This window comes from Paraburkholderia unamae (assembly GCF_003268775.1).
Taxonomy (GTDB): domain Bacteria; phylum Pseudomonadota; class Gammaproteobacteria; order Burkholderiales; family Burkholderiaceae; genus Paraburkholderia; species Paraburkholderia unamae.
Map to the genome: position 1 here is coordinate 290477 of NZ_QLSU01000007.1, position 13088 is coordinate 303564.

The following is a 13088-nucleotide window of genomic DNA, read 5'->3' on the forward strand; positions in this document are numbered from 1 at the left end:
TCGCTTTCCAATCTAGTGGGTTTCGGTGACTTTGTTCAGGTAGCGCGGCTCGTCGGGGTTGCGGCCGCGCGCGGCGGCAAGTCCCGCCGCCATCACGTAGAACGACAGAATGGCCGCGATGGGGTCGAGCGCCGCGTCGGCGGCCGTCTCCAGCGGCAGTGCCGCGCCGGGCACGTCGGCGGGTGCGGCGAGCAGCACGCGCGCACCGCGCTTTTCCATGTCGCGCGCGAAGTCGATCAGGCCCGCCTGCTCCGGCCCGCGCGGCGCGAACACCAGCAGCGGGTAATCGCGATCGATCAGCTCCATCGGGCCGTGCCGCACTTCGGCGCTCGAAAACGCCTCGGCCTGGATACCCGACGTTTCCTTGAGCTTGAGCGCCGCTTCCTGCGCAATGGCCAGGCCCGGGCCGCGTCCGATCACGATCATTTGCTTGACGTCGCGCAACTCATCGACGGCCTTCGACCAGTCGAGCGTGCCCGCGCGATCGAGCGCGTCGGGCAGCGCGCGCACGGCGGCGAGAAATGCGGTGTCGCGCTGCCAGAAGCCCACGAGTTGCGCGGCCATCGCGAGCATCGCGATATAGCTCTTGGTGGCCGCCACGCTCAACTCCGGCCCCGCGAGGAGCGGCAGCTCCGTGCCAGCGGCCTCGGCGAGCGGCGAGCCCGCCACGTTGACCATCGCCGCCGTCAACGCGCCCGCTTCGCGCAGCGCCTTGATCGTCGCAACGAGATCAGGACTCCTACCCGATTGGGAGAAAGCTAGGGCAAACTGGCCGCGCACGCGTAAGGGCGCCTGCTGGAGCGTGGCGATCGACATCGGCAGCGTGGCCACCGGCACGCCGATGCGGCTCATGGTGAGCGCGGCGAAATAGCTCGCCGCGTGGTCCGAACTGCCGCGCGCGACGGTGAGCGCGACGTGGCGCGGCTCGGCTTCGAGCGCGCGGGCGAGCGCCTCGACGCGCGAGGTGTCCGCCAGTTGCGCGGCGACGACGCCGGCCGAGGCCAGCGCTTCCTTAAGCATATTCGACAATCGATTCTCCTTCGACGTAGGTCGCAGTGAGCGCCAGCTCGCGGTCGAACACGTTGACATCGGCCCATGCGCCGCGCTTGAGGCGGCCACGGTCTTCGATGCCGAGGTAGTCGGCGGCATAGCGCGACAGGCGTGCGGACACATCGGCGATCGGCAGGCCGATCGAGACGAGGTTGCGCAACGCCTGGTCCATGGTGAGGGTGCTGCCCGCGAGCGTGCCGTCGGCGAGACGCACGCCGCCCAGGCACTTCGTCACGTGCTGGCTGCCGAGGCGGTATTCGCCGTCGGGCATGCCGGTGGCCGAGGTGCTGTCGGTCACCACATAAAGTCGCGGAATGGCGCGCAGCGCGGCGCGGATCGCGCCCGGATGCACGTGCAGCAGGTCGGGAATGATCTCGGCGTACTCGGCATGCGCAAGCGCGGCGCCCACCACGCCCGGGTTGCGATGATGCAGCGGCGACATCGCGTTGAAAAGGTGCGTGAAGCCGCAAGCGCCGTGCTTGAGCGCGGCCACGGCGTCGTCGTAGGTCGCGAGCGAATGGCCGAGCTGCACGCGCACGCCGCGCGCCGCCATCTCGCCGATGATCTCGATATGGCCCGCAATCTCGGGCGCCACGGTCACCACGCGAATGGGCGCGATCGACAGGTACTTGAGCACTTCGTCGAGCACCGCCGAAACCGCCGCGTCGGGTTGCGCGCCGAGCTTGCCGGGGTTGATGTACGGACCTTCGAGGTGCACGCCCAACACGCGTGCGCCGCCCGGCGTGCGGTTGCGGGTGACGTCGCCGAGCCCGGCGACCACGTTCATCAGTTCGTCGCGCGGCGCGGTCATGGTGGTGGCGAGCAGGCTCGTCGTGCCGTAGCGCGCGTGGGTGCGCGCGATGGTTTCGATCGCGTCGCCCGCCTCCATCACATCGGCGCCGCCGCCGCCGTGCACGTGCAGGTCGATGAAGCCCGGCAGGATGTAGGGCGCGTCGTTCTTCGCGGGATCGGCGGCCACGCCCGTGATCGCGGTGATGCGTCCGTTCTCGAACGACAGGGAGCCGTTGATCCAGCCGTCAGGGGTGAGTATGTTTCCGCTCAGCATGAGATTCTTCCGATAAGGCGCTTCAATGCGCGGTAGGACGTTTCGGTGACGTGCATGAGAGAGATAACGGCGGCGTTCCGTTCCCGCGGGCGGCGCTCACTGGCGCAGCTCCGCAACGAAGTCGTAATAGCCGTCGCGGCAATAGGTGTCGGTCAGCTCGATGGCGCGCTGATCGGCGGAAAATCCCACGCGCGTGATGACGAGCAGCGCCGCGCGCGGCTCCACGTCCATCAGCGCGGCGATCTCGCCCGTCGCATTGACCGCGCGAAAGTGCTGCAAGGCGCGCACCACGGGCACGCGGCGCTGCTCCAGATACGCGTAGAGCGAGCCTTCGATGGCCTGCGGGTCCGGCACGATCGAGGCCGGCAGCGCCGAATGCTCGACGGCCATCACGATGCCGTCCGCGCGGCGCAGCCGGCGCAGGCTCGCCACCGACGAGACCGGCGAAAGCCCGAGCTGCACGATCTCTTCGCGGTGCGCCGGGCGCACTTCGCGCTCGAGCCACACCGAATCGGCCGTGAAGCCGCGCTGTTCCATCTTTTTCGTGAAACCGGTGAGGCGTGACAGCGGATCTTCCACACGCGGCGTGATGAAGCTGCCCGCGCCGCGCGCGCGCCGGATCAGGCCCTGCTCGACAAGCAACTCGATCGCCTTGCGCGCGGTGATGCGCGACACGCCGATGGCGTCCGACAGCGTGCGCTCCGAGGGCAGCGCCTCGCCCGCCGACCACACGCCGCAGTGGATGGCCGTGGCAAGGTTGCGCGCCAGCTGCAAATAGAGCGGCGTCACATTGCGCGCATCGGGCATCAGGGCAGACCAACGGGTTTCCATGGACTTGGCGCCAGCGGTTGGACAGATCGTGGGATGGCCGGACGGTTGGACGGGCCGCATGGCGGCGCAGACAGGTCCGGTGCGAAAGCGAGCCCATTATATAACCACAATAAGACCAGTCAACACACAGCAGCGCACTGAACCACGACAAAAATTATCACTAAAAATCAAATACTTACACGAACACATAAGGCTCAGCGCGCAGCCCGTCTGGTACCAGGATTTACCCTGGAAGTCCCTCAGTGGACTCCTCATCAGGACCAGATTGGCATTACACAGGGGACCGCCGATAGCCCAACGCAGTACCGCCATAGGACCAACGGTCTGACTTCCGTGGGAAAGATAGCGCGCGTCCAGGCGATCCCCTAGCGTCTCAATTGATCACCATCAAAATGACGCGTTGCGCCGCCCATTTCTGATCGATTCCGACCCGGCGTGCACCCAACAAAAAACGCCGTGGCTTTCGCCACGGCGTTCGGGTGCTGCTGGAGGCTTGCCGCGTCGATCGGACGCGGACCGCAGCTCGAATATCGCTTAGAACGACGGGACCATCGCGCCCTTGAATTCGTTCTTCATGAACTGGCGCACGTCTTCCGACTGGTATGCGGCAACCAGTTTCTTCACCCACGGCTTGTCCTTGTCCTGGGTGCGCACGGCGATCACATTCGCGTACGGGCTGTGGATGTCTTCCAGCGCAATCGCGTCCTTGGTCGGCTGAAAGCCGGCGGCGAGCGCGTAGTTCGTGTTGATCACGCCGGCGTCGACGTCGGCGAGCGAGCGCGGCAGTTGCGCGGCGTCCAGTTCGACGAACTTGATCTTCTTCGGGTTCTCGGCCACGTCGAGCGGCGTGGCGTTGCTGCCGTTCGTGCCGGCGCCCGCGCGCAGCTTGATCACGCCCTTCGATTGCAGCAGCAGGAACGCGCGGTTCTCGTTCGACGGATCGTTCGGCACCGCGACCTTCGCGCCTTGCGGCAGGTCGTTCACCGACTTGAGCTTCTTCGAGTACACGCCGATCGGCGAGATGTAGGTGGTGCCCACGCTCACGAGCTTGTAGCCGCGCTGCTTGACCTGGCTGTCGAGGTAAGGCTGGTGCTGGAAGCTGTTGGCGTTGAGGTCGCCGGCGTCGAGCGCGGCGTTCGGCTGCACGTAGTCGTTGAATTCGATGACCTTGACGTTCAGGCCTTCGCGCTTGGCGACCTTCTGGACGACGGCCCAGACTTGCGCGTCCGGACCCGAAACGGTGCCGACCTTGATGACCTGGTCGTCGGCGCGGGCGCCGAAGCTGGCCGCGAGGGTGGTCGCGGCAACGCCGGCGAGGAGTGCTTTAATCAGATTTCTGCGCTGCATGGAGGTGATGTTCCTGCGTGGTTTTGTTGTCTCTCCGGTACGGCGGCATCGTGTGCCGCCGGTCGGACAATATAAATGGTCTCATATGGGCGAGGCCGCGCGAAATAAAGAATTCGCATACCGGTATGCCGGCGCGACGCTGAAGCGCGCACCGTGACGCATGAGCGCCAGGGCGGGCTTCAGTCGGGCCTCAGACGGACTTCAGTCCGGATTGGAGCCGAGGAGGATCTTCAGATCGTGCAGCCAGGGCGTGACGCCCTGCCCGTCGCGCGCGAAGAGGCGCAGCTTGCCGGTCGTGTCGAACACGTAGCTCGCGGCGGTGTGGTCCATCGTGTAGCTGTCGGGCGTCGTGCCGGGCACCTTCGCGTAATACACGCGGAAGTCCTTGGTCACCTGCTTGAGCTGCTCCTCGTTGGCGGGGCGCAGCGCGATGAAGGTCGGATTGAACGCGGCCACGTACTGGCCCAGGATCTGCGCACTGTCACGATCGGGATCGACGCTCACGAACACCACCTGCACGCGTTTCGCGGCATCGGGTCCCAGTTGTTCGAGCGCCTGCGAAAGCTCGGCCATGGTGGTCGGGCAAACGTCCGGGCAGTGCGTGTAGCCGAAGAACAGCACGACCACCTTGTCCTTGAAGTCGGCGAGCGTGCGCGTCTTGCCGTTCGAGTCGGGCAGCGAGAAGTCCTTGCCGAACTGCGTGTTGCCGGTGATATCGAGATTCGAGAACGACGGCGGCTGCTGGCCGCAGCCTTCCAGAACCAGAGTGCCGCCCAGCGCACCGGCAGCGGCAAGCGCGACAACCGTGGCGCGCACGAGGCGCGCTAGCGTGCGATGGGCCATAGCGTTACGCCGCGATGAGCGCATGCACGTAGTGATCGACGAGCAACGCCACGAACAGCAACGAGAGGTAGATGATCGAATAGCGGAAAGTCCTGCGGGCGAGTGCGTCGGAGTACTCGACATAGATCTTCCACGCGTAGGCGAGGAACACCGCGCCGAGCAACACGGCCGAGGCCAGATACAGCACGCCGCTCATGCCCGAGATATAGGGCATCAGCGTGACCGCGAACAGGATCACGGTGTAGAGCAGGATATGCAGACGCGTGTACTTCTCGCCGTGCGTGTTGGGCAGCATCGGCAGGCCGGCGTTTTCGTAGTCCTTGCGGCGGTAGAGCGCGAGCGCCCAGAAGTGCGGCGGCGTCCACACGAAGATGATCAGCACGAGAATCCAGGCGTCGCCGGGCACGTGACCCGTGACGGCCGCCCAGCCGAGCGCGGGCGGCATGGCGCCCGAGGCGCCGCCGATCACGATGTTCTGCGGCGTGGCAGGCTTGAGCAGCAGCGTGTAGATGATCGCGTAGCCGATAAAGGTCGCGACCGTGAGCCACATGGTGAGCGGATTGGTGAAGGTGTACAGCACCCACATGCCGATGCCGCCGATCACCATGGAGAAGATCAGGATTTGCGTGCTTGTGATCTCGCCACGCGCCGAAGGACGCCAGGCAGTGCGACGCATGCGCGCATCGACTTTTTGCTCGACCAGACAGTTGATCGCGAAAGCCGCGCCGGCCGTGAGCCAGATGCCGACGGTGCCGCCGATCAGTTGCTGCCAGGGCACCATGCCCGGCACGGCGAGGAACATGCCGATGACCGCGCAAAACACGGCCAGTTGAGTCACGCGCGGCTTGGTCAGCGCAAGATATTGCGAAATCCGGCTGCCGGGCGATTGAGGGAGGGTTGTACTTTCCATAGGGCGGGATCACACCGCAGCGGTGTCGCGCGCAGGGAGAACGGCGCGGCCGGGGCGGCTACAAGCAATTCGAAAGTTTAGCACGACGAGCAAAAGCAGCAGGATCGCCGCGCCACCGTTGTGCGCCACCGCCACAGGCAGCGGCCATTGCAACACGATGTTAGATAGTCCTGTCAGAAACTGGAGCGCGATCACGATGATGACCCAGTTTGCCGGACGCCGGAGCGAGGCATAGCGTCGCAACTTGAGGGCGAACCATACCAGATAAGCGATCACGATGAACGCGAACGTGCGGTGTGTCCAGTGAATCGCGACGAGCGCGTCCTGCGTGATCACATCGCCGTTGGCGTCCATGCCGAGCGCGCGCCAGAGGTGAAAGCCGTGATGGAAATCCATCGGCGGAATCCATGCGCCGTTGCAGGTCGGAAAGTCGGTGCAGGCGAGCACCGCATAGTTCGTGCTGACCCAGCCGCCCAGCGCGATCTGCACGACGAGCAGCACGAGCGCCGCGAGCGCGGCCACGCGCCAGCGCGCGGCGTCGGGCTCGAACGCGGGCAGCGGCGTCATGCGTGCGCCGAGCCACGCGAGCGAACCGAGCAGCGTGAGGCCCAGCAGCAAGTGCGTGGTCACGATGACGGGTTGCAGTTTCATCGTGACCGTCCACGCGCCGAACACGCCCTGCACGACAATCAGGCCGAGCAGCGCGGTGGGCCACCACGGCGAAACGTGCAGCGGCAGGCGCTTGATGCGCGCGCGCCAGGCAATCGCCATCTGCGCAATGATCAGGACACCGATGGCCATGGCGAAATAGCGATGGATCATCTCGATCCATGCTTTCGTCATGCTCACGGGGCCGCTCGGCATGGCCAGATGCGCGGCGGCGATCTGCACGTGCGCGATGAACGGCGACGACGTGCCGTAGCAGCCCGGCCAGTCGGGGCAGCCGAGGCCCGAGTCGGTCAAGCGCGTGAAGCCGCCGAACATCACGAGGTCGAGCGTCATGAATGTCGTGAGCCACACGAGCTTACGGAACTTGTCGTCGTCGGCCTTCACCCAGACCCACGACAGCGGCAGCAACGCGACGCACAGGCCGATCAGGCCCAGCTCCAGGATAAACATCTCGATTACTCTTTTCTGTCAGATTCGCGCTGCGCACCTTAACCGATGCGCGACCACTTGAGGAGCTTAGTCACGTCTTGTTTGATTTTCGACGGATCGGGGTTCGCGGGGTACCGCATCATCAGGTTGCCGTTCGGATCGACGAGGTAAATGTGGTCGGTGTCTTTCGTCGTATCGGTGGCGGGCAGCCACGCGGCAACCGCAGCGGGATCGACGCGCAGCATGCGTGTGTCGGCATACGCGCCCTTCACTTTCTCGGGCACGCTTGCGTCGTCGGTGCGCAGCCATACGGTGACGATGCGTTCGCGCTCAGGCCCCTGCGTCGCGCGCACCTGGCGCATGAAATAGAGCTTCTTCGCGCAGGCTTCGTCGCAGGCGCCGCCATTCACCGAGATCATCAGCCAGCGGCCCTTGAGCGAGCCCAGCGGCACTTCATGACCGTCGTCGCCCGTCACCAGCAGCGCGCCGGGAATGGGCCGCTGCGGTTCGATGAGCGCGCCATAGCTCGTCGTGCCGCCCTTCGGCTTGATCACGTAGTACGTGAAATAGGAGATCGCGATGGGCGCGCCGCAGATCAGCACGATGAGGAGCAGCGTCCAGCGGCCACGCCGCCGCGCGGCCTGGGCTTGCGGGGCGGCCGGCTGCGCGACCTGGGCGGAACGGGGGGATTGCGTCGACACTCTCGGGGAACCTCGCTTCTGTCGCTTTCAGTTGTCCATGTGCTGCATGCGCCGCGCCGATGTCCGCACGATGTCTGGATGACATTGATTCGTCGGACAGATCATCAGGCGTCCTTCGCGCTGCCGTTGCTGCCGGCCTGGCGTCTGGTCGCACCTTCGGTGCGCTCTTTTGCCGCAGCCTTGCGGGCCGCGTAAATCCCGAAACCGAGCGCCGCGAGCGCCATGCCCCACCACTGGAGCATATAGCCGTAGTTACGCTCGACATCGGTGTCCGGCACCGGCCAGTCGCGCACGAGCCCGTCCTTGAAGCCCGGCACGAAGCCGGTTTGCTGGATCACGAACGGTTGCAGCGGCAATCCGGTTTCCGCTGCGTAGGAAGCGACGCCGAGATTCTGCCGTATCTTCTGATGCGGTGCAGAGCCGCCCGCACCGAGTTCGAATGCCTGCGTCGCGGTCGCACGCGCGATGCCCACGACTTCGACCGGCCCCGGCGGCGTTTCGTAGGGCGCGATCGCCGTGCGGTCCGCGATGTTGCGCGGCAGCCAGCCGCGATTCACGAGCACGTAACCGCCGCCTTCGAGTTTAAGCGGCATCACGACATAAAAGCCCGGCTGGTCGTTATAGGGACGATTGTCGAGATACACCACACGCTCGGGCAAGAACGTGCCCTTCGCGCTCACGCGATGAAATTCGATGTCCTTCAACGCGAGCGGGGCCGCGCCCACCGCTTGCGGGGTCGACGTCGCGTACTGCGTGATCTGCGCCTGCAACGCTTCCTTTTGATGCGCGCGGTCGCGTTGCCAGAAGCCGAGCCGGATCGTCACGGCCATCGCGATCAGGATGAGCAGAGCGGGAACGAGCCGGATTTTCATTGGGCACGTCCGATGCGGAACATACCGGTGATCGAACCCCGCGCTGCGCGAGCCGGTGCCATAATGAGACAGGCGTTTTCAGGCATGCCAAATTCCGTGAACTTCATGCACATACTGGTCCCCGTTGCGTTCGCGCTGATCATCGCGAGCATGATCTCCGCGCTCTATTTCATGATGCACGACCGGGGCCGCACCAAGCGAATGGTCTGGTCGCTCGCCACGCGCGTGGGCCTTTCCATCTCGCTCTTTCTCTTCATCCTGTTCGCGCACTGGATGGGCTGGATCCAGTCCACCGGGATTCCTTACGGTCGCTGAACGCCGCGCCGAAGCGAAGCCAAACCGAAGCCGGAACGAAGCCCAGGCGAACCCCGCACCGCGCAAAACACAAGGCGCCGCGCCGACTACGTCGGGCGGCGCCTTGTTGCATTTTCCGCTCTTGCGCCGCTGCATGCGCGCGGCGCGGCGCGCGTCACAACCAGTACACGACGATGTAAAGACCGAGCCACACCACGTCGACGAAGTGCCAGTACCAGGCGGCGCCTTCGAAGGCGAAGTGATGTTCGGCGGTGAAGTGCCCGCGAATCATCCGGACCAGCACCACCGTGAGCATCGTGCCGCCCAGGAACACGTGGAAGCCGTGAAAGCCCGTGAGCAGGAAGAACGTCGAACCGTAGATACCCGAAGCGAGCGTGAGGTTCAGTTCGCCGTACGCGTGGATGTACTCGAACGCTTGCAGGAAGAGAAAGCACACGCCCAGCACGATCGTGGCCGCGAGCCAGGCGATGGCCTTCGAGCGATGATTGTCGCGCAGCGCATGGTGCGAGACCGTGAGCGTCGCGCCCGAGGAGAGCAGCAGCGCCGTGTTGATGGTCGGCACGGGCCACGGCGTCATGGAACGGAAGTGCGAAACCAGCGCCGCAGGACCGGTGTTCGGCCACACAGCGGAGAAGTCCGGCCAGATCAGCTTGTAGTCGAGGCTGCCGAGTTGATGCAGGGCGATCGCGCGCGCGTAGAACAGCGCGCCGAAAAACGCTCCGAAGAACATCACCTCGGAGAAGATGAACCAGCTCATGCTCCAGCGGTACGACACGTCGACACGCTTGCCGTACATGCCGCCCTCGGACTCGGCGATGGCGTCGCCGAACCAGTGCCAGAGCGTAAAGAGCAGCCACAGCAGACCGATGGCGACGCCGATCGGCGCCCACGAATCGCCGTTGATCCACGACGCCAGCGAGGCGAGCATGACCAGAAGGCCAATGGCCGCGCTGATCGGATGCCGCGATGGGTGCGGTACGAAGTAGTACGGGCTATCGTTTTGGCCGCTCATGCCTGTTTCTCCAATTTCCAGTTGCACCGGACACCGCCGGCTGCTTTTGCTCGAGTTCGTCCTCGTTATTCACTGCTTCGCACACGCCGCGGCGCGCGCGCCCTCATCCCACCACCGCGTGCACGATCAACAGCAGCACGACGATGAACAGCACCGCGCCGACGATGCCCGCGATGATCAACTGCACCGGGTGCAGTTGCGCGGCGTCGGATTCGAGGTCGGCGCGCTTGCGCACACCAAGGAACGACCACGCCACGGCCTTCACCACCTGAAGGAAACCGCCCTTCTTCTGCTTTGCCGGTCCCGCGCCGCCGCCTTCGTGACTCATGCCCCGTCGCCTCCGTGTCCCTTCGCTGCTTCCCGCACTTGCCGCACGAACATCACGCCCCGGCCGACTGCTTCGGCGGCGGCGGCACGCCCGGCTTGTTGAGCTCGAAGAACGTGTACGACAGCGTGATCGTCTTCACGTCCTTCGGCAGCTTCGGGTCGATCACGAACACCACCGGCATGCGCTTCGTCTCGTTCGCCTTCAAGGTCTGCTGCGTGAAGCAGAAGCACTCGATCTTGCGGAAATACTCCGTTGCCTGCTTCGGCGCGTAGCTCGGAATGGCCTGCGCGTCGATCGTGCGTCCTTCGTTATTCGAAATGTCGTACATCACCGTCATGACTTCGCCTGGATGCACGTCGATGCTCGACTGCTCCGGCTTGAAGCCCAGCAGTCCGCGCGCGTTCGCGTCGAGCTCAACCGAGATCGTGCGCGTCATGTCCACCTGCGTGTTGCGCGCCTCGCGCTCGGTGGCGTCGCGCTGCACCAGGTTGTTGATGCCGGTGACCTGGCAGATCGCGCGATACATCGGGATCAGCGCGAAGCCGAAGCCGAACATCAATACCGCCACGACGACGAGCTTGATGAGCATCGACCGGTTGAACGCGCGATCGCTACGGGCATGCGTGGACATCGGACTTCCTCGAACGGTCTTCCGGCAAACGCCTGCGCGTCAGTGGCCGGCGAAATACACCTGCTTGATGACGCCGGCCAGAAAAAACGCGGCGACCACGGCGAGCAGAATGAGGCCGATTCGCCGGTTGCCCGCGCGAATTTCCGCAGGCGTGCGTCGTTGTTGTGGATCGCGGGTCATGCTTGCAGCGCGGCTGGCCGCGGCCTCTCCTTCGATCGTGATGCGCATCGTGAAATGTTCCTCGTGCGTGCGTCGATGAAAACCGCGGGGTTCGTTTGCATCCGGCGCGCTGCGCTGCGTGTGCGTTGCATGGACACTGCGCGCGCGGCCGGACGCTTCGGGCCAACGGCTTATTCGACCGTCGGCGGATTTTCGAACGTATGGAACGGCGCCGGGCTCGGCACGGTCCACTCGAGGCCCGTTGCACCGTCCCACGGCTTGTCGCCGGCTTTTTCGAGTTCGCCGCCGCCGCGATACGCGGGCAGCGCCACCGCGAACAGGAAGTACACCTGCGAGAGGCCGAAGCCGAAGGCGCCGATCGTGATGACCTGGTTCCAGTCGGTGAACTGGGCCGGATAGTCGGCATAGCGGCGCGGCATCCCGGCGAGGCCGACGAAGTGCATCGGCAGGAACGCGAGGTTGAAGAAGATGAGCGAGCACCAGAAGTGGATCTTGCCGCGCGTCTCGTTGTACATCCAGCCGGTCCATTTTGGAGACCAGTAGTACCACCCTGAGAACAACGCGAATAATGATCCCGCCACCAGCACGTAGTGGAAGTGCGCCACCACGAAGTAAGTGCCGTGGTACTGGATGTCGAGCGGCGCCATGGCGAGCATGAGGCCCGAGAGACCGCCGAACGTGAACACGATCAGGAAGCCCACGGCCCACAGCATCGGCGTCTCAAACGTGAGCGAGCCGCGCCACATCGTGGCGACCCAGTTGAACACCTTCACGCCCGTGGGCACCGCGATCAGCATGGTCGCGTACATGAAGAACAACTGGCCCGTGACCGGCATGCCCGTGGCGAACATGTGGTGCGCCCAGACCATGAACGAGAGAATCGCGATCGACGCCGTGGCGTACACCATCGAGCTATAGCCGAACAGCGGCTTGCGCGAGAACGCCGGAATCACCTGCGACACGATCCCGAACGCCGGCAAGATCATGATGTAGACCTCGGGGTGCCCGAAGAACCAGAAGATGTGCTGGTACATGACCGGGTCGCCGCCGCCGGCCGGGTTGAAGAAGCTCGTGCCGAAGTGGCGGTCGAACAGCAGCATCGTGATCGCGCCCGCGAGCACCGGCATCACGGCGATCAGCAGGTAGGCGGTGATGAGCCAGGTCCACGCGAACATCGGCATCTTCATGAGCGTCATGCCCGGCGCGCGCATGTTCAGGATCGTCACGACGATGTTGATGCCGCCCATGATCGACGAGGCGCCCATGATGTGCACCGCGAAGATCGCGAAGTCCATGCCGGGGCCCATCTGCGTGGAGAGCGGCGCGTAGAGCGTCCAGCCCGCGGCGGTGGCGCCGCCCGGCGCGAAGAACGAGCCCACCAGCAGGCACGCGGCGGCGGGCAGCAGCCAGAAGCTGAAGTTGTTCATGCGCGCGAAGGCCATGTCCGAGGCGCCGATCTGCAAGGGCACCATCCAGTTCGCGAAGCCCACGAACGCCGGCATGATCGCGCCGAACACCATGATGAGACCGTGCATCGTGGTGAGCTGGTTGAAGAACTCGGGGCGCATGATCTGCATGCCCGGTTCGAACAGCTCCGCACGAATGGCGAGCGCCATGACGCCACCCGAAAGGAACATCACGAACGAGAAGATGAGATACAGCGTCCCGATGTCCTTGTGGTTCGTCGCCAGCAGCCAGCGGCGCCAGCCGTGAGGCGTGGCGTGCCCGTGGTCGCCGTGCACGTGGCCGTGCCCTCCAGCTACATCGTGTCCGATGCTAGACATGACTATTCTCCTGAAGCGAATTGCTTTGCGTCTCTTGCTGCAGCGTTTGCTTGCTTGTTATGTGCTCGCGCAGCGCTTGTCCTGCGTCTGTGCTGCTTGCGGGGCGGCCCGCTTGCTCGT

At 64.8% G+C, this 13088-nt stretch carries 15 protein-coding genes; 1 reads left to right on the top strand and 14 read right to left on the bottom strand.

The window, feature by feature from the left end; all coding sequences use genetic code 11:
- Nucleotides 1-12: 12 nt before the first annotated feature.
- The 9 genes from C7401_RS14480 to C7401_RS14520 all read right to left on the bottom strand — a co-directional run bounded on the left by C7401_RS14480 (nucleotide 13) and on the right by C7401_RS14520 (nucleotide 8718).
- Nucleotides 13-1020 (bottom strand): SIS domain-containing protein, encoded by a 1008-nt coding sequence (locus C7401_RS14480; RefSeq protein WP_112172063.1) that lies wholly within the window; start codon nucleotides 1018-1020, stop codon nucleotides 13-15.
- A complete protein-coding gene (nagA, locus tag C7401_RS14485; RefSeq protein WP_112172064.1) occupies nucleotides 1013-2116 on the bottom strand; it encodes an N-acetylglucosamine-6-phosphate deacetylase in 1104 nt (367 codons plus the stop codon). The genes C7401_RS14480 and nagA overlap by 8 nt, the downstream gene beginning before the upstream one ends.
- Nucleotides 2117-2212: 96 nt before the next feature.
- On the bottom strand, nucleotides 2213-2947 hold the full coding sequence (locus C7401_RS14490) for a GntR family transcriptional regulator (protein ID WP_112172065.1): 735 nt from the start codon (nucleotides 2945-2947) through the stop codon (nucleotides 2213-2215).
- Nucleotides 2948-3481: 534 nt separating this feature from the next.
- Nucleotides 3482-4294, bottom strand: a complete 813-nt coding sequence (locus C7401_RS14495) for a MetQ/NlpA family ABC transporter substrate-binding protein (RefSeq protein WP_112172066.1) — start codon at nucleotides 4292-4294, stop codon at nucleotides 3482-3484.
- Between the two features lie 201 nt (nucleotides 4295-4495).
- Entirely contained in the window at nucleotides 4496-5137 is a 642-nt protein-coding gene (locus C7401_RS14500) for an SCO family protein (RefSeq protein ID WP_112172067.1), read from the bottom strand.
- Between the two features lie 4 nt (nucleotides 5138-5141).
- Nucleotides 5142-6047, bottom strand: a complete 906-nt coding sequence (gene cyoE, locus C7401_RS14505) for a heme o synthase (RefSeq protein ID WP_112172068.1) — start codon at nucleotides 6045-6047, stop codon at nucleotides 5142-5144.
- A 9-nt stretch (nucleotides 6048-6056) separates the two neighbouring features.
- The gene (locus tag C7401_RS14510; RefSeq protein WP_112172069.1) at nucleotides 6057-7166 is read right to left on the bottom strand and encodes a COX15/CtaA family protein; all 1110 of its coding nucleotides are present in this window, start codon (nucleotides 7164-7166) and stop codon (nucleotides 6057-6059) included.
- Nucleotides 7167-7204: 38 nt separating this feature from the next.
- The gene (locus C7401_RS14515; RefSeq protein ID WP_112172070.1) at nucleotides 7205-7846 is read right to left on the bottom strand and encodes an SCO family protein; all 642 of its coding nucleotides are present in this window, start codon (nucleotides 7844-7846) and stop codon (nucleotides 7205-7207) included.
- 104 nt (nucleotides 7847-7950) lie between these two features.
- Nucleotides 7951-8718: an SURF1 family protein gene (locus C7401_RS14520; protein ID WP_112172071.1), complete on the bottom strand. Its 768-nt coding sequence runs from the start codon at nucleotides 8716-8718 to the stop codon at nucleotides 7951-7953.
- Between the two features lie 105 nt (nucleotides 8719-8823).
- Here C7401_RS14520 and C7401_RS14525 point away from each other — a divergent pair, with 105 nt between their 5' ends.
- A complete protein-coding gene (locus tag C7401_RS14525) occupies nucleotides 8824-9033 on the top strand; it encodes a twin transmembrane helix small protein (protein ID WP_028201826.1) in 210 nt (69 codons plus the stop codon).
- 154 nt (nucleotides 9034-9187) lie between these two features.
- On the opposite strand, the gene C7401_RS14530 is transcribed toward C7401_RS14525, so the two are convergent.
- The 5 genes from C7401_RS14530 to ctaD all read right to left on the bottom strand — a co-directional run bounded on the left by C7401_RS14530 (nucleotide 9188) and on the right by ctaD (nucleotide 12968).
- Complete coding sequence (locus tag C7401_RS14530) at nucleotides 9188-10045, bottom strand: cytochrome c oxidase subunit 3 (protein WP_112172072.1); 858 nt, start codon at nucleotides 10043-10045, stop codon at nucleotides 9188-9190.
- 103 nt (nucleotides 10046-10148) lie between these two features.
- Nucleotides 10149-10373, bottom strand: coding sequence for a DUF2970 domain-containing protein (locus C7401_RS14535; protein WP_112172073.1), 225 nt, complete (start codon nucleotides 10371-10373; stop codon nucleotides 10149-10151).
- A gap of 52 nt (nucleotides 10374-10425) precedes the next feature.
- Nucleotides 10426-11004 (bottom strand): cytochrome c oxidase assembly protein, encoded by a 579-nt coding sequence (locus C7401_RS14540; RefSeq protein WP_112172074.1) that lies wholly within the window; start codon nucleotides 11002-11004, stop codon nucleotides 10426-10428.
- Nucleotides 11005-11043: 39 nt separating this feature from the next.
- Entirely contained in the window at nucleotides 11044-11184 is a 141-nt protein-coding gene (locus C7401_RS14545) for a cytochrome oxidase small assembly protein (RefSeq protein WP_208948884.1), read from the bottom strand.
- Nucleotides 11185-11354: 170 nt separating this feature from the next.
- Nucleotides 11355-12968, bottom strand: coding sequence for a cytochrome c oxidase subunit I (gene ctaD / locus C7401_RS14550; RefSeq protein WP_112172076.1), 1614 nt, complete (start codon nucleotides 12966-12968; stop codon nucleotides 11355-11357).
- Nucleotides 12969-13088 lie beyond the last annotated feature (120 nt).